Here is a 20,659-nt window from a genome sequence, read left to right as displayed (position 1 = left end):
ACACGCCATGACGACGACTCCCAAGTCCATCGCCCTTCCCGTCACCGCTGTGACCTGTCTGGAGGATCGCGCCCACGTCGAGCGTGCCGTCGTGCTCGACCTGGAGGCAGGGGTCCAGCGGCTGCGTCTCGGCCCGGTCGGTGCGCTGACCGTCGACCGGACGCTCCATGCCGAACTGTCCGCCGATCACCCGGCGACCGTTCTCGACGTCCGGATCACGCGCAGTTGGATGCCGCGCGGGCCGCTGCCGCCCGGCGACGACGACTCCGCCCTGCGCCGACGGCTGCACGCCCTCGAAGACGAACGACTCACCTCGGAACAGCGGCGCGACCGGCTGCACGCACGCAGGGACCTGCTCGGCCGTCTCGCCGCCGATCTGCTGCGGGAGATCGGCGAGGGTGCCGGCTCAGGGGAGACGGACAGGTCCCGCTGGGCGGCTGAACTGGACCGGGTCGACGGCGAACGAGCCTCGTGCGGCGAGGAGCTGCGGACCGTGGAGACGCGGCTGGCCGCCCTCGCCGACGAGCTCGGGCAGACCGAGCAAGCCATGCACGTGGCCGAGGAGGAGCCCGCCGAACTCGTCGGCCACATCGAACTGACCGTGGATGCCGCGGTAGCCGGACCGGTCGGGCTGCGACTGACTCACCTCACCTCGTGTGCGCTGTGGCGGCCCGCCTACCGTGCGGTGCTCGACGGTGACTCCCTGACGCTGGAGACCGACGCGATGGTCTGGCAGCGCACCGGAGAGGACTGGTCCGACGTACGGCTGACGTTGTCGACCGCCCGCTCCGCGCTCGCCACCGATCCGCCGCGCCTCGACGAGGACCGGCTGAGACTCATGGACCGCTCCGCCGCGGAGCGCCGCACGGTAGGTGTCGAGCTGCGCGAGGAGGAGATCGGGACCCTCGGGCCGGCCCCGGTCGTCGGACTGCCGGGCGTGGACGACGGCGGCGAGGCACGGGTGCTGCGGTCCCCCGCCCAGGTCTCCGTGCCCGGTGACGGCCGCGCACACCGTGTGCCGCTGTCCGCCTTCACCACGGAAGCGCGCAGTGAGTACGCCTGCTCACCCGAGCTGTCTCCCCTGGTCACCCGGGTCGTACGGTTCGACAACCTGGCCGGTCACGCGCTGCTCGCCGGTCCCGTGGATCTGGTCCGCGGCAGTGGGTTCGCCGGGCGCGGCACGCTGGACTTCGCCGCCCCCGGCGCCCCGGTCGAGCTCGCCTTCGGCAGCTGCGACGACCATCGGGTGGTCCGGTATGCCGAGGAGTCACGGGACACCGCCGGAATCACCCAGCGGACGGTCATCACCCGTACGGTCCGACTCCACTTGTCCCGCTTCTCCGCCCCCGGCGAGGAGGACGACCGGGTGGTCACCCTGCGGGAGCGGATCCCGGTCTCCGAAGTCTCGGCCGTGGAGGTACGCCTGCGGAAGGAATCGTGCTCCCCCGAGCCCGACGCGGTCGACGCCGAAGGCATCGTCCGCTGGGACGTCGCTCTTCCACCCGGCGGCCGGCGCACGGTCACCCTGGCCTACGAGTTGTCCGCGAGCGCAAAGGTCACCGGGCTCTGACCTCTCCCCCGGTCCCGGGCGGCGCGCCACCCGAGGGGGTGACCTTGGCCAGGCTCTCGTCATCGCGTTGCTCTACTTGGCCGGGGCCGAGGGCCGCGGCAGCGGCGTTCCGTCGACGGACAGATCGACCCTCTCGTTGTAGAACGCGACCATTCCCGCGATGCGATTGGCGTGGATCGTCGGGAAGTCGTACACCCAGGCGATGTCCGGGTGGGCGGCGACGTCATCGGCGAACGACCAGTAGCCGCTCGTCGTGCCCTTGTACGGGCAGCGGGTCACCGTGTCGGAGCGACGCAAACGGGTCCAGTCGACGTGCGTGCGGTCGAGGTAGTAGCGGGTCGGCAGGCCGGTCTCGAACAGCTTGACGCAGTGGGGGGCGTCCGCCAGCACGACGCCCTCCAGCTCCACTCGGACACTGCTGGACGAACTCAGCGCATCCACCCGCGAGTAGGGACTCCTCGGGTGCACGAACACCGGCTCGTCCTCCTCGAACCAGGAGTCCAGCGCCTCCCACTCGAAGCGGACGGTGCCCTGCAGATATGCCGGGGCGCCGTGGTCCCACGCCCATGCCGCACCCTCGCGGACGTCGGACCCGACCTGCAGCGTGTGACGCCGCGCGGGCCCGGCGCCCAACTGTTCCACGTGGTCGTCGTCGGTGAGCACAGCGTCGACCAAGTCTGCTGCCGGGATGCTGAATTGGGGGTAGGCGGACCATTCCCACACGTACAGTGCACGCCGGGTGTCGAAAGCGACGCGACCGCCGATCGTCCCCCGGATACGCCGCGGCACGGGCTCGACATGCCCGACCGGGACGATCGAACTCGGGTACTGAACACTCTCCGCCACCACGGCCACCTCGGTCCACTCGTTCTGCTGCGCCCCAGCACCTACCCGAGAACCACCCTTTTCGTCCGAAATGCTACTCAATACACAGGCAGTGACACCGCAAGCACACACCCCATGACGCCTGGACAGCTCGGCATACCGGAACAGATCGCGCGGGGCGGGTGGAGCTGCGGGCCTGCGGCTCGCTGCCCCATGGGCGGCGACCTCCGAGATTCCCTTGTCAATATCCAGGATCCTGTTTACTGTTTGATTCGTGAACGACCTGGACGACCGCTTCCTCACACGTAACGGCCTCGCCGCCCGGCAGCTCGCCGCCGTGCTCCTGCATCACGAGCCGGACACCCGTCTGCCCCGGGTGAGGGACTTCGCGGAGCAGCTGGGCTGCGGAAACGGCACCGTCCAGGCGGCACTCCAACTGCTGGAGCAGTCGGGGGCCATCTCCACCACCGCACGCGGTCACCTCGGCACGTTCCTCGTCAGGTCCGACCGCACCATCCTGTGGCGGCTGTCGGGTCTCGGCACCCTGCTCGCCGCCATGCCACTCCCCTACTCGCGGCGGTACGAGGGCTTGGCGACCGGGCTGCGCGGCGCCTTCGAGGAGGCGGGCGCGCCGTTCGCGGTCACGTTCATGCGGGGCGCCGGCGCCCGGACCACGGCACTGCTGGAAGGTAAGGTCGATCTGGTCGTGCTGTCCCGTTTCGCCGCCGACCGGCTGACCGCGGAGCACCCGGTGGAGCTGGTGGCCGACCTCGGGCCGGCCACCTATGTGGGCGCGCACGGCATGCTCGTCCGCCGGGGGACCGACCTTGAGGCGCCAGGCCTGCGGGTCGCTATCGACCACACCTCGGAGGACCTGCGGATGCTCGTGGAGCGTGTCTTCGCCGGCCGCGACGACATCGTGTGGCGGGAGACCTCGTACATGCAGTTGCCCGACCTCTTCTCCCGTGGCGAGGTGGACGCGACCGTCTGGAATCTCGACGAGGCACAGGACCGGATCGGCCCCGGAGTCGAAGTGCTTCCACTCGGCGACGAGGTCACCCGTGAGCTGGCGCTCCGCAACTCCAGCGCCGCGCTGATCTGCCGGTCGGACGGGGCGCAGGCGCTGGCCGCGATCCGCGCGTCGCTCGACCTGTCCCTCGTGAAGCAGCTGCAGGGCGAGGTCCTGAGGGGTGAGCGCGTGCCCTCGTACTGACCGGCGGACGGCAGGGTGACCGGTGTCTCATTTCCCCAGAGCGTCGTCCGCCCTCAAAATACAGAATCCTGGTTACTGTTGATTTTAGGAGGATCATCATGGACGACCAGCTCGCACTGCGGCTCCAGCTCTTCCGCGAGGGCGGTCAGGTCAGGCCCGAGGTGGCTGATTTCGTCACTGCCGAGCTGACCTCCCTGGAGTCCGAGGGCCTGACCGTCACCGAAGCGACGGCCGGGATGCTCACCAGTCATCTGATGATGGCCCTCGGCCGGCTCCTGGACGGTGAGCCCATCGAGCAGTTCCTCACCGACGCCCAGGTCGCCGCCGAGCTCGCCGGGCATCCCGATGCGGTGGCCCGCGCCCGTGCCGTCTCGGTCCGCGCCGAGAGGCAGCTGGGGGCCGCGCTCCCCGACTCCGAGGTCAACTTCCTCGGTATGCACCTGGCTGTCCTGGCCCAGCAGTCCCCTTCCGCACCCCCGTCCGGACCGGCCGCGGCCGGCTGACCGGACCTCCCGTTCCGTAACACCAACCGCTACAGAGAGAAGAGCAGCGATGACGAAGATCCTCACGGGTGGAGTCGGCAAGGTCGAGGTCACCCAGGCCATCGGCGGGCTCGGCATCGACGCCCTCGACATCGTCCCCTCCAGCGACATGGACGCCGCGATGAAACTCCGTACGGGCCAGGCCGATTACTACCTGGGCACCTGTCACACGGGGGCCGGCGCCTCGTTGGGCGTACTCGTCGGCCTCATGGGCAGCGCGGCCTGCCACACCTTCGGGCGGAGCGTTCCCACCGAGGAGGAGATCGCCGCTCTGCTCGCCGACGGCAAGAAGGTCTTCGGCTTCTCGATGGACCAGATCGACACCATCGCCCCCCTCATGGCACGCGCCATCGCTGCCCGCGGCTGACATCAGCCTCTTCGCATCATCCCGGGCACCAAGGAGTGACTCGTGAGCACCACACTCGCCGCCGGTACCAGCCTCGACTTCACACTGGCCCAGCAACTGACCGTGATCGCCCTCTGCGCGCTGACGGCCTACATCTCGCACATGGCCCTGGCGATCTTCAACGACGGGGTGCGTCCCTTCCTCCTCGACTTCGTCCAGGGGCGCACCACGCGCAGCGCGACGACGGCCGTCTCCTTCGGTCTCTCCGCAGGGTTCATCTTCGGGCTCGGTGCCCCGATGGCGCTGTCCACCGGTGTGCTGAATCCGTGGCTGGTCTTCCTGCCCACCGACATCCTCGGAATGCTGTCGCCCAAGAAGTGGCTCGCCCCGGTCCTGGGCGCCGCATGGGGGGCCGTTGTCGTGTTCGGGCTGAACGGCGCGAACAACGTGGCCCATGATCTCCCGGTCGACTTCCTGACCGCGATGCAGCAGATGTCGACGCCGATCCTGTTCCTCTTCACCCTGTTCCCGGTGCTCGCCATCACCAAGCAGTTCGGCCGCAAGTGGGGCGGTGTCGCCGGAGTTCTCGAACTGGCCCTCGTCGTCATGACGATGAAGCTGTGGCCGAACATGTTCGCCGGCGCGCTGGCCATGGCGGTCGGTGTGCTGATGCTCATCGGCCTGGCCGTCTCCAAGGACGTCAGGCAGCGCCGGGCCGACCGGACGTCGGGCATCGTGGAGGAGGTCCCGCCGGACGATCCGATGGCGTCGCTCTTCAGCGCCAGCGCCGCACGTCTGCGCAGGTACCTGCCACTGTTCATGGTGCTCGGCGCCGGGGTCTGTGTGCTCGCGCAGATGCACATATTCGGCGGCGGCGAGGCGACCAGCTTCCTGATCGCGAAGGGGCAGTACTCCGAGGCCGCCCAGGTCGACTTCTACCGGGTGTTCGGCTTCATTCCGCTGATCGCGACGACCGCACTGGCCTCCGGCGCGTACGGAATCGCCGGATTCACACTGGTGTATCCGATCGGCTATCTCATGCCGAACCCGTACCTGGCGGCAGTGGTCGGCGCACTCGTGTTCGCCGTCGAGGTGCTGGCACTCTCCTGGATCGGCAGGCTCCTCGGCAAGCTGCCCAGCGTCCGGGACTCCTCCGAGCATCTGCGCAGCGCCATCGGGGACGCCCTGCAGCTCGCGATCCTGTTCGGGTCGCTGATGGCGGCGAACGCCATGGGGGGCGGGCTCGGCATCCTCGTCGTCGGCGGTCTCTACCTGCTCAACGAGGCGATGGGCCGTCCGGTGGTGAGGATGGCCGCCGCTCCCGCGGCCGTGATCGTCGGCGGGATCCTCCTCAACATCTTGTACTGGCTCGACCTGTTCACGCCGCTGAAGGGCTGACCACTTCACGGACAGGACCGGCCCGTACGCGAAAGAAGGCCCCACGATGAACCGCCCCGCACCCCGCGCCCTGCGCACCGTCACCGGAGAGCTGTCCGCCGCCTCCGTGCGCGGTCCCGCCCTGGCCCACGAGCACCTGGTCCTCGACCTGGACCGTCAGGGCGACGGCGCGGCCATCCTTCACCCGGAGCGCCACGCGGCGGCCGTGACCGCCGAACTCACCGCCCTGCGGAAGGAGTTCGGACTCTCCCTTCTCATCGAGCTGACCTGCCGGGGCATGGGCCGCGACGTCGGTGCCCTGGCCCGGATCTCCCGGGACTCCCAGGTCGCGGTCGTCGCCTCGACCGGCTGGTACTACGAGCCGTTCCACACGCCGGAGATCGAGGCCGGCACCGTGGAACAGCTGACCGAAGTCCTCGTCCGCGAGATCGAGGACGGCATCGGCGCGACCGGTGTCCTGCCCGGTGTCCTCGGTGAGATCGGCAGCCATGGCGACGTGCCGACCGATCCCGAGGCCAAGGTGCTCCGGGCAGGTGCGCGGGCCGCGCTCGCCACGGGCCTCTCCCTCGCCACGCACGCCCAACTCGGCCGGGGCGGGCTCGCCCAGGTGGAACTCCTGACCGGTGAGGGCCTGCCCGCAGACCGGATCAGTGTCGGCCACCAGGACCTGCTCGACGATCCGGGCGTCCACCGGGAGCTCGCGGCGCGAGGGGCGTACGTCGCCTTCGACACCGTGGGCAAGTCGTCGTACCGGAGTGACCGTGACCGGCTCGCGCTCCTGCTCGCCCTGCTGGAGGCCGGGCACGCCGACCGCGTTCTGCTCAGCTGCGACATCTCCCGCCACGGTTATCTCGTGGAGGAGGGGGGCCAGGGCTACGGCCACCTCTTCGGAAGCTTTCTGCCCCGGCTCCGGGCGGCGGGCGCCGACGACGATCTGGTCGACCTGCTGACCCGCCGCAATCCGCTGCGCTTCCTGACCGGCGCGAGCGAGGAGGACAACTGACATGAGCCCCGTACTCCCCCCGACCTTCCCGCTTGCGACCGTCGCCCTGGACGACGCCGTGGCGATGCAGTTCCGGCTGCTGGAGGCCACCGCCGCCCACTTCGAGGGCGATCAGCTCTTCTCGTCGGACGCCGGAGTCGTCCCAGGACTCGGGCGTCCCCGCACCACCGCACGTGTCGAGGCGGTGCTCGCGGACTTCTTCGGAGCCGAGGACGCCGCCTTCGTGCAGGGCGCGGGCACCGGCGCGATCCGGGCCGCCCTCAACGCCGCCGTCCGGGCCGGCGACCCGCTGCTCATCCACCGTGCGCCGGTCTACCGCACCACCGAGGTCACCCTGCGGGGCATCGGGGTGCGGACGGTGGAGGCGGACTACAACGACCCCTCCGCTCTCCACGAGACGCTGGCGTCCGGGCAGGTCCGGTGGGCATACGTCCAGCACACCCGGCAACGGCTCGCCGATTCCTACGATCCCGCCGAGGTCCTCGCTGCATGCCGGGCGGCCGGGGTCCGCACGATCGTCGACGACAACTACGCGGTCATGCGCACTCCGGCGGCCGGTGTGGAACTGGGCGCCGACGCCTCCTGCTTCTCGCTCTTCAAGCTGCACGGGCCCGAGGGCGTCGGCCTGGTCGTCGGTGCCCGGGACCTCGTCGCGCACGTCCGCCGGGACAACTACTCCGGCGGCGGGCAGGTCCAGGGCCACCAGGCACTCGACGCGCTGCGCGCCCTCACCCACGTTCCCGTCATGTGGTCCGTGCAGTCGCGCGTCGGCGCCGAGGTCGCGGAACGCCTGGCGGCCGGAGAGGTGGACGGTGTGGCCCAGGTACGCATCGCCAACGCCCAGGACCGCTGTCTGCTCGTCCGGCTGGACCGGCCTGTCGCCCGGGAGCTTCCCTCGGCCGCCGCCCGTTTCGGAGCCGCCCCGTATCCCGTCGGCTCCAACTCCCGCTACGAGATCGCCCCCCTCTTCTACCGCATGTCCAGCTCCGCGCTGGACGACTCCCCCGGGCTGGCCGACTGGACCGTGCGCATCAACCCGATGCGGGCGGGCGCGGACCTCGTCGTCGACATCCTGCGGAGCTCGCTCGCCGCCCTGGACGACCCGAAGGACGACTGACCGTGTTTCTCGACACCCTGCTCACCCGTAACCCCGGGCTCGTCGACGCCGCGGCCGCTCTGCACCGGGACGGCGCGATCCCCCCGGACACGTATGTCATGGACCTGGACGCCGTCGAGGCGAACGCCGCGCTGCTGGCGGCTGAGGCCGAACGCCTCGGCGTCGGGCTCTGGTTCGTCGTCAAGCAGCTCGGCCGCAATCCCGAACTCATCCAGGCCATCGCCCGGCACATCCCCCGCTCCGCCGCCATCGACCCGGCCGAGGCCCGTGTCCTGCTGGCTGCCGGAGCACGCCCCGGCAACGTCGGGCACCTCGTCCAGATTCCCCGGCGCACCCTGCCCGAGGTACTGGCCCGGCGCCCCGAGACCGTCACCGTCTTCGATCCGGCCAACGCCCGCGCCGTCTCCGACGCGGCGCGCGAACTGGGCTTCGTCCAGGACATCCTGATCCGGATCGAGGGCGCCGAAGGCTCCGTGTATCCCGGCCAGGAGGGCGGCGTCCCGCTCGCCCGGCTGGACGTCTTCGCGGAGGCCGCCGAGGCCCTGGACGGCATCCGGATCGGGGGCGTCACCGCCTTCCCCTGTGTCCTGTGCGATCCGTCGACGGGCCGGCCGGCCGCCACGCCCAACTTCGGCCTGGCCCTCAAGGCCCGCGAACTCCTCGTCTCGCGGGGGCACCACGACCTCAGGCTCAGCGCTCCCAGCGCCACCTCGATGGCCTCCCTCCCGCTGCTCGCGGAACTGGGCGCCACCCACGGCGAACCGGGCCACGCCCTCACGGGCACCACCCCGCTGCACGCCGTCGATCCGGCGCAGCCCGAGAAGCCCGCGTACGTGTACGTCAGCGAGGTCGCCCACACACTCGACGACGGACGTCCGGCGGTCTTCGGCGGCGGCTTCTACGCCCGCTCCCACATCCGCGGCGCTCTCCTGCCCCGCACCGGCAAGCGGCTGGGCGTGCAGGACGCGCCCCCCGAGAACATCGACTACTACAGGCTGCTCGACGCACCCGCAGACGGGGCCGACGTCCGCCTCGGCGACACCGTGCTGTTCGCCTTCCGCACCCAGATCTTCGTCACCCGTTCGACCGTCGCCGTCGTCTCCGGAGTCGCTTCCGGCTCCCCTCGGCTGAACGGCCTGTACGACGCCCAGGGCCGAGCCCTGCAGTAAGGAGCAACCCCATGGCCAAGACCGTCATCGTCGTCATCGACGGGTTCGGGGTCGGCGCCATGCCCGACGCGGGTGCCCTGCGTCCGGGCGATCTCGCCGCCGACACCTGCGGGCACGTCCTCGACCACGCCCGCACCGCGTTCGGCCGGCCGCTGCGCCTGCCGATGCTCGGGGCCCTGGGGCTGGGGCTGGTCCACCCGCACCCCGACCTGGCACGCCGCACCCATCTGCCGGTCGCCGCGGGCAGGGCGGCACTCGGCTATCCCGGAGCGGACACCTTCGCGGGCCATCAGACCATGATGGGTGCCGACTTCAGCCGGGTGACGGTGGCACGGCTCGCCGATCATCTCGACGAGGTGACCCGTGCGCTCCGGGCGGCCGGCCACCGGGCCGAACCGGTCGACGGGAAACCCCTGCTCCTCGTCGACGACGCCGTTCTGGTCCATGACAACCTCGAGGCCGATCCCGGGATCAACTGGAACGCGTCCGGCCGCCTCGACGACCTCTCCTTCGACGGGCCCGGGGGGATCCTCGCCATCGCTCGTACGGTGCGCTCCGTCGCTCCGGTGGCCCGCGTCATCGCGGTCGGGGGGCACGCGGACGGCCCGCTCCGCTCGTTCGTCCGCCCCGGCGACGGAGGGACGGTCGGACTGGACACTCCGGCCACCGGCTTCTACCGCAACGGCGGCCTTCAGGTGCAACACCTGGGCGCCCCGCTCGATCACACCCGCCAGCTTCCCGGCCTCGCGGCCCGGTCCGGCATCCCGGTCACTCTGGTGGGCAAGGCCGCCGACATCCTGGTGTGTGAGACGGCCGGGCGTCATCCGGCGGTGGCCACCGACGAGGTGCTGTCCCACACCCTGGAAGCGGTACGCACGGAAGGCGACGCACTCGTGGTGGCCAATGTGCAGGAGACGGACCTGGCAGGGCATCAGCAGGACACCGAACGGTACGGACGTCTGCTGGAGCAGGTGGACGCCGGGCTCGCCGGGCTGACGGCGCTGCTCGCGGAGCCCGGCGACCGGCTGATCGTCACCGGGGACCACGGCAACGATCCCACGATCGGCCACGCGCACCACACCCGGGAGTACGTGCCGGTCCTGATCCACCGGCCCGGGACCGATGGGGTGGAACTGCTGCCGGACTCACACAGCCTGGCGGACGTCGGCGCCACCGCGGCGGCGTCGCTCGCACTGGACCCGGAGGAGCTGGCCGGCGGCACGCCTCTGCGGGCCGGCCGGCGTGCGGCCTGAGAGGGACCGGCCGCCACATACGCCGGCGGGCCCGGCAGATGGTCCTCTGCCGGGCCCGCCGCTGCTCGGGGCGCCGGCCGACGCCCCGTCCTCACGGCCGGGTCAGCGGATCTCGGTGACCCGCTGCTCCTTGCGTGCGGCGCAGTTGGAGTTCTCCACCGACACGTACACGTTGGCGATGCTCCCTCCCCAGCTCACGCAGTAGCCCTTGCCGTACACGTAGCCCGGTCCCGCGTACGACGTGAAGCTACCGTCGTCCCCGGCCCACGCGTCCGTCGCGGGGACGTAGATGTACGCGGACATGAGCTTGGCCGTCCCCGGGTTGGCGCGGATGGTCGCGACACAGTTCTGGCCGTTGGAGGAGTTGTACGTCAGGTAGACGGTGCCCAGCGAGCCGACCGGCACGGAGTTCACCGTCTTGTAGGCCTTGCCGCAGACGCCCTGCGGCGTGACGTTCGGTGCGGCGGAGGCCGTCGTGCTCAGCGCGACCGTGCTGCCCACCGCCAGCGCGGTGACCGCCCCGAGAGCCGCGACATTACGAACGATTCTCATATTTCCCCCTTGTGTCCCTGAGAGCGTTTTACTCCCACTTGATGTGACCCTCGAACGGTACGGATGGTTGCACTGCATTCACGGCGAGGTACCGAACGGATGAAGGGAGGGGGTGTCAGCCGGCCGCGATGACGTCCACACCGAGCGACAGGAGCCGCTCGACGACCGCGTCACGGGGATCCGCGTCGGTGATCAGGCCGGTGACCTTCTCCCAGGGCAGTACGCGGAATCGCGAAGCCGTGCCGATCTTCTCGGAGGAGGCGAGGATGTAGGTGTCCGCGGCCCGCTCCGACAGGGCGCGCTTCATCGCCGCCTCCTCGGCGTCCGCGGTGGTCAGTCCCGTCTCGGGGTGGACGCCGGTGACACCGAGCAGGCAGAGGTCGGCGGAGACGTTCTGCGCCGCCTCGACCGCGGCGGCTCCGCAGGCGACCGCCGAGTGCTTGAAGATACGGCCCCCCAGCAGGAAGAGCTCGGCCTCCGGGTGGTCGAGCAGGGCCGCGACGACCGTCGGGCTGTGGGTGATCACGGTGCAGGCGAGGTCCGGCGGGAGCGCGCGGGCGACGGCGAGGGCGGTGGTTCCACCATCGAGGATCACAGCGCCGCCGGGTCGCACCAGCCCGGCAGCCACCGAGGCGACCTTCTGTTTGCCGTCCGGGGCGACGGTCTGCCGGGCGGCGTAGCCGGCCACCGCGGGCGAGACGGGCAGCGCACCGCCGTAGACCCGCTGGCACAGCCCCTCTGCGGCGAGATCGCGCAGATCGCGCCGGACGCTGTCCTCCGAGATCCCCAGTTCGGCGGCCACGTCCTTGGCGACGATCTTGCCCTCGCGGGTGAGCAGACCGAGCAGGTGGTCGCGCCGTTCAGCAGCCAGCATGCACACTCTCTCCTGTTCTTGCACGTTTCTGCCTGTACGGTAGCGCACATGAACGACAAGCCGAACTCCCTCCGCACCCCGAAGGAGACCGCGTGACAGGCCGCCCCGGCATCGACGCCCCCGACCATCGCGGCCGCACCGGCCTCGACCAGGCCGGTCGCGGCCTGGACCGCAACCCCGATGTCGTGGTCCGCGACGTCGAGCTCACCTCTCACAGCTGGCACGTCCTGCGGCGCACCACCTTCGACTACCGCCGCCGTGACGGGCACTGGGACACCCAGCAGCGCGAGACCTACGACCGCGGCGACGGCGCCGTGGTCCTGCCCTACGACACCGGGCGCGGGCGGGTCCTGCTCACCCGTCAGTTCCGGTACCCGGCCTACGTCAACGACCATCCCGACGGCATGCTCGTCGAAGCGGCCGCCGGGCTGCTCGACGCGGACGACCCGCGCGCCGCCGTACGACGCGAGAGCGCGGAAGAACTCGGCGTCGACCTGGGCTCCCTCACCCACGTCTTCGATGCCTACATGAGCCCCGGTTCCGTGACCGAGCGCCTCCACTTCTTCGCCGCCCCCTACACCTCTGCCGACCTGACCGGGGCGGGCGGCGGCCTCGAGCACGAAGGCGAGGACATCGAGGTCCTCGAACTGCCCTTCACCGAGGCCCTCGCCATGATCCGCGACGGGCGCATCACCGACGGGAAGACCATCATGCTGCTCCAATGGGCAGCCCTGGACGGTCCCTTCGCCTCTGCGGCGGGCTGACGGTCGGGCACGTCGATCACTTCAGGGCGCCACACCCGAACCGATCTGCCATTTTGCGGAACCTTTACCCGTACCCGGCCGTTTGGCTGGGTGAGCGCACGGGCTCGTGACCGACAACTCAGACGAAGACCGAGGTGACCTCGATGGCAGTGTGGGACCGACTCAAGGATCAGGCCAAGAATCTGCAGCAGTCCCAAGGAGCGCGCGGGTCCGCGGCCGGACGAAGCGGCGGGCAGGGATCCGGTGGTGGTTCGCGCGCCCAGTTGGTCAGCACGCTGAAGTCGCAGCTCGCCTCCCTCAAGACGGAGCTCAAGAGCGGCGCCTACCGCGACGCGAGTATGGCTATGTGCGCACTCGTCGCTGCCGCTGACGGGCATGTGGATCCTGCGGAGCGTCAGCACGTGGAGTCCATGATCCTCGGCAACGACGTCCTGCAGAACTTCCCGCCGGAGCAGTTGCGCCAGCGCTTCAACAAGCATGTGGACCAGCTCACGCTCAACTTCCAGCAGGGCAAGACCGACGCCATGCAGGAGATCGTGAAGACCTCCAAGAAGCCGACCGAGGCAAGGGCCGTGCTCCAGACGGGCATCGTCATCGCCGGCTCCGACGGCGACTTCTCGCATGCCGAGCACATGATTCTCCGAGAGGCCTGCGCGGCGTTGGGACTGTCCCCGGCAGAATTCCAGCTCTGAACCGGCCGAGCGACGGACCGGCCCGCGCGGACAGCGCCACGGCCTGCCGGTCCGGCGGCAGGTACCTGCCGCCGGACCGGCAGGCCGGACGTCGGACAGACGCGCCGACGGATACCCCTCCGCGGGCGTGGAATGAGCGTCGACGAGCCCTCGGGACAGCTCCGGCAGGACTTGTCCGGCGCTCAGCGCACGGAGTCCGACGCGGATGTCCCGTTGCGCGGCCGACGGTCCGCGGGGAGGGCGCAGGTCGGCGTCCCGCCCGGCATCCGCTCACGATTGTTCGCGACGAGCCGGTAGACACCGTGAGCGATCCAGCGGAGGGGAGGCAGGGTGAGCAGCGCCCCCAGCACGGCCCAGCCGCTTCCCGCGTTCAGCAGCATCTTGGCGACGGCCTGCGCGCCACCGTAGATCTTTCCGGGGGGTGTGATCCACAACAGTTCGTACTCTGCCCGCTCTTGGGCGAACCCGAGGGATTCCATTGCCGCGAACTGCCAGGGAGTGATCTCACAACTGGGCCGGACGTGCCGTTCAGCAAACAGCACGGAGGAGGTACAGAAGGCGCAGTCTCCGTCATAGATGAGCACAGGTCGCGTCCGCATGACCTCATCATGCCCCACATGATCGTCGGCTGAGTGCCCACGGGGCATCACGGCTCATGCCGCCGGCGCGCGAGATGGACGGTGATGTCAGCGTCGACCTCGACCGCCTCCGGCAGAACCCGCATGATCCGGTCGAACACCTGCTGCTGCTCCGTGGCCGGCAGCACGAGATAGGCCGAGACGGTCGAGAGGTGGCCGACATAGTCGGCGGCGCTCACGGTCAAGCGCCGTTCGATCACGGTCTGTCGTACGTCGGTGAACCAGTCGGACCGTTGAAGCTCGGTACCCGGCCACTGCATGGCATGACCTGCGGGCGTCCCGTCCGGCGACGGAACCCCGTCACTCTCCAGGAAGGGCGCCCGTGCCGCTCGCACGGCTTCCTCCACAGCCGGATCGGCCGGCTGGATCGGCCCACCGAACGACGCGAACACCGCACCCGGCTCCAGCAGCGCCGCCACACGCGGCCACCGGCCCTCAGGATTCGTCCAGTGCAGCGCGGCAGCCGCATAGACGAGCCCGTACCTCGCGCCCGGCCGCAGGTCCTCGAACGCGGCTCGCACCGTCCTGACCCTCTCCGGCACGTGCTTGCGCAACTCGGCGAGCATGGCCGCGTCCGGCTCGGTCGCGGTGACCGAGACCCCGCGTCCGGCGAACAGGCGAGTGGCTTTACCCGTCCCCGCACCGATCTCGAGGGCGGTCCGCACCGGCCGTCCCGCGTACGCCGTCACCTTGTCGAACAGCTCCGCGGAGTAGCCCGGCCGGAACCGCTCGTACGCTTCCGCCATCGCTCCGAAGCTCAGTGCGCGAACAGACATGCATCGCATCCTGACACGGTTGCCCTTTGCGCAAAACCAAGCTTAGGGCTACCTAACCTTTACGTGGGACAGAGGGGTGCGGCCCGACCGTGCCCGATACCGCGGGCGCCTCACCGATGGCGCGCGTCCAGGGAGAACAGCACACCATGGCCTCGCTCGATCACCGTGTCCGCCGCGCAGCCGCGACCGCTGTGGCGCTCGCCTTCGGCGGCACTCTCGCGCTGACCAGGACCGCCACAACGGGAACCGATACCGCGCGTACCGGCATCGCACCCACCGGCACAGCCGGTCCGCGTACTCCGAGCGTAACGACGTGCTCTGGGCCACCGCCTCCGTGGGGCAGCCACCCGCACCGGTCACGGCTTCCCGATTGCTGAGGATCGATCCCCACACCCTCGAGGTGGACGCCGCTTACACGCCCCCCACGAACGGCACGGTCGAAGCCGTCTACGGCATCGACGTCGACGTCGACGACGAGCACAACACCCTGTGGGTCACGAGCACCCGGAACAACTCGGTGGCCGTGTACAGCCAGAGGACCGGCAGGCATCTCGTCACCCGGCCGAACGTGAACCACTCGCGCGAGGTCGTCGTGGACGAGAAGGGCGACATCGTGTGGGCCAGCGCTTTCGGTGACGGCGCTCTCGTGGCCTTCGACAGCCGGACCTTCAAGGAGATCAGGCGTGTCATCGTCGAGGGGAGCGGGCCGACGGGGCTGACGTTGAACGAACGGACCGGCGCGGTCTACGCCGCCGACTTCACGAACGACCGGATCATCGAAGTCGGCCCCGGCTCCCGGGCCCCGCGCCCCATTCCTGCCGGCGAGGGACCGCTCTCGGTCGCGCTCTCCGTGGACGGGCGCACCGCTTACACCGCCGACCAGACGTCGGGGACCGTCTCGGTCGTCGACCTGGGCAGGGGCGCCGTCGCCAGGTCGGTGGAGACGGGCGAGGGCGCGAAGTCGGTGGCCGTCGACCCGTGCACGGGCCGCGTCCTGGTCGCTAACCGACTGGCCGGAAGCCTGTCGGTGGTCGACCCGCGTGCGGGGACGGTCGTGGAGAGCGTGACCACCGGTGTGTATCCCAACCACGTCAGGGTGACCGACGACAGCACTGCCTACGTCGTCGACAAGTCCGGCTCCGGTCCCTCCGGCGAGGACGGGCTCACGCGCATACGCTTCGCCTCCCAAGGCTCGCACGCGCCGCGCCCCGCCTGCTGACTTGGCCGCGTCGGACGACGACACGGGCGGCATATCGGTGGTGAACGGAAGCGCCCGCCCTACTCTGGGGCGTCAGAACGCTGTCGGCCGCGGACCTGCGCCCCGAACGCCCGTGCCATCCGGGGCGATCCGCGGACGGTTGCCCGGCAGCACCCTCGGAGTCAGGAAGTCGTCGCCCTCGTGCCCACCCCGATCCCCCGCCGTGCCGCGCTCTCCGCCCTGGCCGGACTCGTGGCCCTTCCTCTCGCCGGGTGCGACACGTCCCCGCCGGCCGCCGCTCCACCGGCGCCCTCCAGGACAGCGCCCTCACCGTCCGAAGGCGCCCCACGCCGGACGGAGCCCGCGTTCCAGGAACTGGAGAGGAAGTTCGACGCTCGGGTGGGTGTGTACGCGGTCGACACCGGGAGCGGCCAGTCCGTCACGCACCGTCCGGACGAGCGTTTCGCCTACGCCTCGACCTGCAAGGCGCTGCTCGCGGGCGCGTTGCTGGACAGGTACACGCTCCAGCGGCTCGAACGGCGCGTGCGATACGGCCCTGCTGATCTCGTCGCCAACTCCCCGGTCACCGAGCGGCACGTGGACTCGGGGCTGACCCTGCGCGAACTGTGCGACGCGGCCATCCGCTACAGCGACAACGCCGCCGCCAATCTGCTCTTCCAGGAGCTCGGTGGCCCCCGGGGGCTGGGGGACGCCCTCGTCGCTCTCGGCGACCGCACCACCCGGTGCGACCGCTACGAACCCGATCTCAGCGAAGCCGCGCCCGGCGATCCCCGTGACACCAGCACACCGCGTGCCCTTGCCGCCGATCTGCGGGCCTACGTGCTCGGTGGCACCCTGGGCGCGGACAAGCGGGCCGTCCTGACCGACTGGCTCAAGCGGAACACCACCGGCGACGCGCTCATCCGCGCCGGCGCCCCGGACGGCTGGGTGGTGGGCGACAAGACCGGCACGGGCGGCTACGGCACCCGTAACGACATCGCTGTCCTCTGGCCGCCCGAGTCCGCGCCGATCGTCCTCGCCGTGCTGACACGTGGAGAGGCACGCGGAGCCGAGCCGCAGGACGCGCTCGTCGCGCAGGCCGCCCGTGCCGCACTCACCGCCTTCGCCTGAGGACTGAGGCACCCGCTTTCACGGCGTTCAGGGGCGGTAGCGGAGCGGATGGTCGGGGGGTACCTCAGTCAGCACGATGCGGTGGCCGTCCGGGTCGGCGATCCACATCTCGATCAGACCCCAGGGTTCCTGGAGAGGCGGGCGCAGGACGACCGCCCCGCGGGCCGCCACCTCCTCGTGTGCCGCCGCACAGTCCGCGACCTGCATCCAGAGCCGCAGTGACTCGGTCGGAGGTGTCTCCGAACGGCCCGACACCTCGAGGAAGCCCCCGCCGAGGAAGTACACCGTTCCCCGGTCCGGCCCGGTACCGAACTCCCTGTAGACGGGCAGCCCGAGCGTCCGTCCGTAGAAGTCACGGGAGGCCTCCGGATCACGGGGCCTCAGCAATACCCTGCTGCTCAGTACGTGCACCATGGTCAAGACCCTACGCGGACGATGCGGGGGGAGTGTCCCTCTCGCCCCTCCACCAGGCCTGCGGTCAGGAGGCTTCCACCGCGGCCTTGATCCGTTGCCCGAAGGCTGGGGCGTCCTTACGTGCGGCGGCGACGGCCGGCCGGACGAGGAGCTTGCCCAGACGGTGGCCCTCCAGATCATTGAAGATACGCACTCTCGTTCGGTCATCTGCCAGGGCCTCGAGGTCGTAGCCCCCTTCCCGGGCCGTCACGAGGTTGGACGACAGTTCGTGCCAGCGGATACGCGTCGGAGCGGCAAGTTCACCGATCCTGAATTCACGCCGGGTCGTCATCCCGGCGTCCTTCACGGTACTGCGGAACACCGTGCCCACCGCCGTCGGGCCGGCCGGGGACTTCGCGATGTTCTGGACACGCGGGCTGAACTTCCTGTCGTTCTCGCCATCCGCCAGGAAGGCGAATACCTCGGCGATCGGACGGTCGATGTCGACCGTCGCCTCGAAGCGGGCCATGGGGTCTCCTCCGGTACGACGGGCGCGGCGCACCCGGGGTGGCGCTGGTTCAAGGATCCGCGCTCCGTGGCCGCTCGGCAGCCGGGCAGGCACATCCGGCGTGCAATCGAGTGTCGTCGGCCGCGGGAAGCTGGATCCGGAGCCCGCCCCGCCGACGCCGTCAGAACTCGGGCGGCGTCGCAGGCCAGAGGCTGGGGAGAGGAACCGGCACGGACGGGCACGCCCCGCCCGTTCCCTCTCCTCGCACCTCACCCCGCTCCCTACGCGTCCAACAGGTTCACCACATGTGGGGTGACCTGCGGCGGACCGTGCTCAGGTGCGCCATCCGGGCATGTCGCCGGCCGTTGCGCCCGACGACCTCGTCGCGGTGCCGTCCCTGTTGACGGGCGGTTCCTCGGCCTGCCGGCCCACTTGGGCACTCCGATCCGCCGGCACGGCCCGGCGGATGACGAGGCCCGCCGGGCCGCGCCCTGGACATGCGGGTTCAGTGGGCGATGGTGTCGATCAGCTCGCGTGCGCCCTGGCGCAGCAGCGCGACGGCCACGGAGGTGCCGAGGGTGGCGGGGTCGAGAGGGCCTGCCCATTCGTGTGCGTTGAGGACCGTCTTGCCGTCGGGGGTGAACACGCAGGCGCGCAGCGAGAGGTCTCCGTTGCGGTGGGCCGTGGCGTACCCCGCGATCGGCGAGTTGCAGTGGCCCTGGAGGACATGGAGGAACATGCGCTCGGCCGTGATCTCCCGGTAGGTACCCGGGTGGTTGAGCGCGCTCACGGCATCGATGGCCGCCGTGTCGTCCTCTCGGCACTGCAGGGCGAGGACGCCCGCGCCGATGGGCGGGCACATCGTCTCCGGAGAGAGGATGTCGCTGATCACGTCGGGGCGGCCGATGCGGTGGAGGCCCGCGACGGCCAGGAGCAGGGCGTCGGCCTCCCCCGCCGCGAGTTTCGCCAGCCGCCGGTTGGCGTTGCCGCGGAACGGAACGCAATTCAAGTGAGGGTGGGACGCCGCGAGTTGTGCGGTCCGGCGGACGGATGAGGTACCGACGCGAGCGCCGTCCGGGAGTTGGTCGAGCGTGAGCCCGTCCGGGTGTACGAGGGCGTCGCGAATGTCGTCGCGCTGGAGGAACGCGGCGAACGTCGTGCCGGCGGGCAGCGGGCGGTCGGCCGGGATGTCCTTGACGCAGTGGACGGCCAGGTCCGCCTCCCCGGCGAGCAGAGCGGCGTCGACCTCCTTGGTGAAGGCTCCCTTGCCCTCGACCATCGAGAGATCGCCCATCCACTTGTCACCCGTCGTCCTGACGGGGACGACCTCGGTGACGATGCCGGGATTACGGGCCGCGAGTTCGGCCCTGACGCGCTCGACCTGGGCCAGGGCCATGGGGGAGTCACGGGAGACGATGCGGATCAGCTCAGGGGCGGACATGACTCCCACGATAGACCGCCAGGTGCGGGCGGCGGCCCTTCGACGCGGTCCTGGGCACCTGTTCCGGACGGCCCTCGCGGAGAGCGGTTGACGTGGCCACCGTCGATTTCCGGCCGCATTGGAACAGCCCTCCGCGTGACTCGCGCACGGGTTCCGAACATCGACCGGAAGCGACAATAGGCCCTCCAGCAGCAAGACTTGACATTCCGTCGCCCCGAAGTGGGCGCACCCGTAGGTCCGGACCCCGTGACGGCCTCCCTCCACCGGGCCTCAAGTGGCTGATTCGAAACCCTGCGGCCTTGCCTCACCCCACCGCGGACTGTCAGCCGTCCGGCGAGATCCATAGCATGACCCCTCACAAACACCGACTTCACTCCCTGAGAACCGCGAGGGCCGGATGAGCAACGGGGACACCTCCATTCCGAAGAACATCGACGTGAACGTGCCGAGCGTCGCACGGATGTACGACTACTACCTGGGGGGCAAGGACAACTACCCTGCGGACCGGGTGGCATCCGAACAGCTGCTGGAGCATGTTCCGAGCACCAAGGTCCTGGCGGTGAACAACCGGAGGTTCCTGCGGCGCGTCGTGCACCACCTGGCATCCGAGCACGGAATCCGCCAGTTCATCGACCACGGATCCGGCCTGCCGACCCAGGACAACGTCCATCAGGTCGCCCAGCTCGTGGACCCCGAGGCCAGGATCGTCTACATCGACAACGACCCCATCGTCCTCGCGCACGGCAAGGCCATACTCGAGGAGAACGACAGGACCGCGGTCATCCAGGCGGACATGCGGGACACCGAGGGGATCTTCGGCCACCCGGAGGTGAACCGGCTCATCGACTTCGACGAGCCGGTGGCCGCGCTGTTCGTGTCGGTGATGCACTGCATTCCCGATCAGGACGACCCCGCGGGCTTGGTGCGCCGGGTGGCGGAGCGTCTGGCTCCGGGAAGTTTCCTGGTGGTGTGCCAGCTCGTGAGTGAGGACGAGACCATCCGTGACTTCGTCACGGACTTCATGGCGAAGAGCACCGGCAACCAGTGGGGACGCGTGCGCCGGGAGGCCGATGTGCACAAGTTCCTGGAGGGCCTGGACGTGCTGGAGCCTGGGCTGGTGGAGGTGTCGACATGGCGTCCCGATTCGGATCTCGCTCCGAAGCAGGAGACACAGGAGTGGATCGAGTTCGGCGGCGTCGGTCGCAAGTGGTGAATCGCGTGGCGTCATGGCGGTGGTGACCGGGAGGACCTCGGGC

At 70.1% G+C, this 20,659-nt stretch carries 22 protein-coding genes; 14 read left to right on the top strand and 8 right to left on the bottom strand.

Annotated elements, in window-relative coordinates; translation table 11 throughout:
* Positions 1-7 precede the first annotated feature (7 nt).
* The gene (locus OG379_RS37440; protein ID WP_405667729.1) at positions 8-1,570 is read left to right on the top strand and encodes a mucoidy inhibitor MuiA family protein; all 1,563 of its coding nucleotides are present in this window, start codon (positions 8-10) and stop codon (positions 1,568-1,570) included.
* A 72-nt stretch (positions 1,571-1,642) separates the two neighbouring features.
* On the opposite strand, the gene OG379_RS37435 is transcribed toward OG379_RS37440, so the two are convergent.
* Positions 1,643-2,419 (bottom strand): DUF427 domain-containing protein, encoded by a 777-nt coding sequence (locus tag OG379_RS37435; RefSeq protein WP_405668799.1) that lies wholly within the window; start codon positions 2,417-2,419, stop codon positions 1,643-1,645.
* A gap of 250 nt (positions 2,420-2,669) precedes the next feature.
* Here OG379_RS37435 and yhfZ point away from each other — a divergent pair, with 250 nt between their 5' ends.
* From yhfZ to OG379_RS37395, 8 genes are all read left to right on the top strand, one after another.
* Positions 2,670-3,608 carry a GntR family transcriptional regulator YhfZ gene (yhfZ, locus tag OG379_RS37430; RefSeq protein WP_405667728.1) on the top strand — a complete coding sequence of 313 codons (939 nt, stop codon included), beginning with the start codon at positions 2,670-2,672 and terminating at the stop codon, positions 3,606-3,608.
* A 98-nt stretch (positions 3,609-3,706) separates the two neighbouring features.
* Positions 3,707-4,111: a transcriptional antiterminator gene (locus OG379_RS37425; protein WP_405667726.1), complete on the top strand. Its 405-nt coding sequence runs from the start codon at positions 3,707-3,709 to the stop codon at positions 4,109-4,111.
* A 49-nt stretch (positions 4,112-4,160) separates the two neighbouring features.
* Positions 4,161-4,517, top strand: coding sequence for a DUF2620 domain-containing protein (locus tag OG379_RS37420; protein WP_405667724.1), 357 nt, complete (start codon positions 4,161-4,163; stop codon positions 4,515-4,517).
* Positions 4,518-4,559: 42 nt separating this feature from the next.
* Entirely contained in the window at positions 4,560-5,894 is a 1,335-nt protein-coding gene (locus OG379_RS37415; RefSeq protein WP_405667722.1) for a YhfT family protein, read from the top strand.
* A gap of 46 nt (positions 5,895-5,940) precedes the next feature.
* Positions 5,941-6,897 carry a phosphotriesterase gene (locus OG379_RS37410; protein WP_405667720.1) on the top strand — a complete coding sequence of 319 codons (957 nt, stop codon included), beginning with the start codon at positions 5,941-5,943 and terminating at the stop codon, positions 6,895-6,897.
* A gap of 1 nt (position 6,898) precedes the next feature.
* Positions 6,899-8,014, top strand: a complete 1,116-nt coding sequence (locus OG379_RS37405; protein WP_405667718.1) for an aminotransferase class V-fold PLP-dependent enzyme — start codon at positions 6,899-6,901, stop codon at positions 8,012-8,014.
* Positions 8,015-8,016: 2 nt separating this feature from the next.
* Entirely contained in the window at positions 8,017-9,183 is a 1,167-nt protein-coding gene (locus OG379_RS37400) for an alanine racemase (protein ID WP_405667716.1), read from the top strand.
* An 11-nt stretch (positions 9,184-9,194) separates the two neighbouring features.
* On the top strand, positions 9,195-10,436 hold the full coding sequence (locus OG379_RS37395) for a phosphopentomutase (RefSeq protein ID WP_405667714.1): 1,242 nt from the start codon (positions 9,195-9,197) through the stop codon (positions 10,434-10,436).
* A 102-nt stretch (positions 10,437-10,538) separates the two neighbouring features.
* Here OG379_RS37395 and OG379_RS37390 read toward each other — a convergent pair whose 3' ends face one another.
* Together OG379_RS37390 and OG379_RS37385 are read right to left on the bottom strand one after the other, a co-directional pair.
* On the bottom strand, positions 10,539-10,988 hold the full coding sequence (locus tag OG379_RS37390) for a spore-associated protein (RefSeq protein ID WP_405667712.1): 450 nt from the start codon (positions 10,986-10,988) through the stop codon (positions 10,539-10,541).
* Between the two features lie 115 nt (positions 10,989-11,103).
* Positions 11,104-11,862, bottom strand: coding sequence for a DeoR/GlpR family DNA-binding transcription regulator (locus OG379_RS37385; RefSeq protein WP_405667711.1), 759 nt, complete (start codon positions 11,860-11,862; stop codon positions 11,104-11,106).
* A gap of 92 nt (positions 11,863-11,954) precedes the next feature.
* On the opposite strand from OG379_RS37385, the gene OG379_RS37380 reads away from it, so the two are divergent.
* Together OG379_RS37380 and OG379_RS37375 are read left to right on the top strand one after the other, a co-directional pair.
* Positions 11,955-12,626, top strand: a complete 672-nt coding sequence (locus OG379_RS37380) for an NUDIX domain-containing protein (protein ID WP_405667710.1) — start codon at positions 11,955-11,957, stop codon at positions 12,624-12,626.
* A 143-nt stretch (positions 12,627-12,769) separates the two neighbouring features.
* The gene (locus OG379_RS37375) at positions 12,770-13,318 is read left to right on the top strand and encodes a tellurite resistance TerB family protein (RefSeq protein WP_405667708.1); all 549 of its coding nucleotides are present in this window, start codon (positions 12,770-12,772) and stop codon (positions 13,316-13,318) included.
* 182 nt (positions 13,319-13,500) lie between these two features.
* Here OG379_RS37375 and OG379_RS37370 read toward each other — a convergent pair whose 3' ends face one another.
* Both OG379_RS37370 and OG379_RS37365 read right to left on the bottom strand, forming a co-directional pair.
* On the bottom strand, positions 13,501-13,917 hold the full coding sequence (locus OG379_RS37370; protein WP_393760179.1) for a thiol-disulfide oxidoreductase DCC family protein: 417 nt from the start codon (positions 13,915-13,917) through the stop codon (positions 13,501-13,503).
* Positions 13,918-13,964: 47 nt separating this feature from the next.
* A complete protein-coding gene (locus OG379_RS37365) occupies positions 13,965-14,732 on the bottom strand; it encodes a class I SAM-dependent methyltransferase (protein ID WP_405667706.1) in 768 nt (255 codons plus the stop codon).
* A 313-nt stretch (positions 14,733-15,045) separates the two neighbouring features.
* On the opposite strand from OG379_RS37365, the gene OG379_RS37360 reads away from it, so the two are divergent.
* Complete coding sequence (locus tag OG379_RS37360; protein ID WP_405667705.1) at positions 15,046-15,951, top strand: YncE family protein; 906 nt, start codon at positions 15,046-15,048, stop codon at positions 15,949-15,951.
* Between the two features lie 180 nt (positions 15,952-16,131).
* Complete coding sequence (bla, locus tag OG379_RS37355; RefSeq protein ID WP_405667703.1) at positions 16,132-17,061, top strand: class A beta-lactamase; 930 nt, start codon at positions 16,132-16,134, stop codon at positions 17,059-17,061.
* Positions 17,062-17,088: 27 nt separating this feature from the next.
* Here the strand turns inward: bla and OG379_RS37350 are convergent, their stop codons facing one another.
* The 3 genes from OG379_RS37350 to hemC form a co-directional block, all read right to left on the bottom strand.
* Positions 17,089-17,475: a VOC family protein gene (locus OG379_RS37350; protein ID WP_405667702.1), complete on the bottom strand. Its 387-nt coding sequence runs from the start codon at positions 17,473-17,475 to the stop codon at positions 17,089-17,091.
* A 64-nt stretch (positions 17,476-17,539) separates the two neighbouring features.
* Positions 17,540-17,983 carry an SRPBCC family protein gene (locus tag OG379_RS37345; RefSeq protein ID WP_405667701.1) on the bottom strand — a complete coding sequence of 148 codons (444 nt, stop codon included), beginning with the start codon at positions 17,981-17,983 and terminating at the stop codon, positions 17,540-17,542.
* A 484-nt stretch (positions 17,984-18,467) separates the two neighbouring features.
* Positions 18,468-19,403 carry a hydroxymethylbilane synthase gene (gene hemC, locus OG379_RS37340; protein WP_405667699.1) on the bottom strand — a complete coding sequence of 312 codons (936 nt, stop codon included), beginning with the start codon at positions 19,401-19,403 and terminating at the stop codon, positions 18,468-18,470.
* A gap of 397 nt (positions 19,404-19,800) precedes the next feature.
* Here hemC and OG379_RS37335 point away from each other — a divergent pair, with 397 nt between their 5' ends.
* Positions 19,801-20,616, top strand: coding sequence for an SAM-dependent methyltransferase (locus OG379_RS37335; RefSeq protein WP_405667697.1), 816 nt, complete (start codon positions 19,801-19,803; stop codon positions 20,614-20,616).
* Positions 20,617-20,659 lie beyond the last annotated feature (43 nt).

This window comes from Streptomyces sp. NBC_01166 (assembly GCF_045039765.1).
GTDB lineage: Bacteria > Actinomycetota > Actinomycetes > Streptomycetales > Streptomycetaceae > Streptomyces.
The sequence above is the reverse complement of the archived record's forward strand: the minus strand, read 5'-3'. Positions and strand labels throughout refer to the sequence as shown.

Coding starts and splice junctions, on each gene's coding strand:
- OG379_RS37440 (WP_405667729.1), top strand. CDS start 8: ATGACGACGACTCCCAAGTCCATCGCCCTTCCCGTCACCGCTGTGACC.
- OG379_RS37390 (WP_405667712.1), bottom strand. CDS start 10,988: ATGAGAATCGTTCGTAATGTCGCGGCTCTCGGGGCGGTCACCGCGCTG.
- OG379_RS37405 (WP_405667718.1), top strand. CDS start 6,899: ATGAGCCCCGTACTCCCCCCGACCTTCCCGCTTGCGACCGTCGCCCTG.
- OG379_RS37370 (WP_393760179.1), bottom strand. CDS start 13,917: ATGCGGACGCGACCTGTGCTCATCTATGACGGAGACTGCGCCTTCTGT.
- hemC (WP_405667699.1), bottom strand. CDS start 19,403: ATGTCCGCCCCTGAGCTGATCCGCATCGTCTCCCGTGACTCCCCCATG.
- OG379_RS37335 (WP_405667697.1), top strand. CDS start 19,801: ATGAGCAACGGGGACACCTCCATTCCGAAGAACATCGACGTGAACGTG.
- OG379_RS37365 (WP_405667706.1), bottom strand. CDS start 14,732: ATGTCTGTTCGCGCACTGAGCTTCGGAGCGATGGCGGAAGCGTACGAG.
- OG379_RS37350 (WP_405667702.1), bottom strand. CDS start 17,475: ATGGTGCACGTACTGAGCAGCAGGGTATTGCTGAGGCCCCGTGATCCG.
- OG379_RS37420 (WP_405667724.1), top strand. CDS start 4,161: ATGACGAAGATCCTCACGGGTGGAGTCGGCAAGGTCGAGGTCACCCAG.
- OG379_RS37375 (WP_405667708.1), top strand. CDS start 12,770: ATGGCAGTGTGGGACCGACTCAAGGATCAGGCCAAGAATCTGCAGCAG.
- OG379_RS37425 (WP_405667726.1), top strand. CDS start 3,707: ATGGACGACCAGCTCGCACTGCGGCTCCAGCTCTTCCGCGAGGGCGGT.
- OG379_RS37385 (WP_405667711.1), bottom strand. CDS start 11,862: ATGCTGGCTGCTGAACGGCGCGACCACCTGCTCGGTCTGCTCACCCGC.
- OG379_RS37395 (WP_405667714.1), top strand. CDS start 9,195: ATGGCCAAGACCGTCATCGTCGTCATCGACGGGTTCGGGGTCGGCGCC.
- OG379_RS37410 (WP_405667720.1), top strand. CDS start 5,941: ATGAACCGCCCCGCACCCCGCGCCCTGCGCACCGTCACCGGAGAGCTG.
- OG379_RS37345 (WP_405667701.1), bottom strand. CDS start 17,983: ATGGCCCGCTTCGAGGCGACGGTCGACATCGACCGTCCGATCGCCGAG.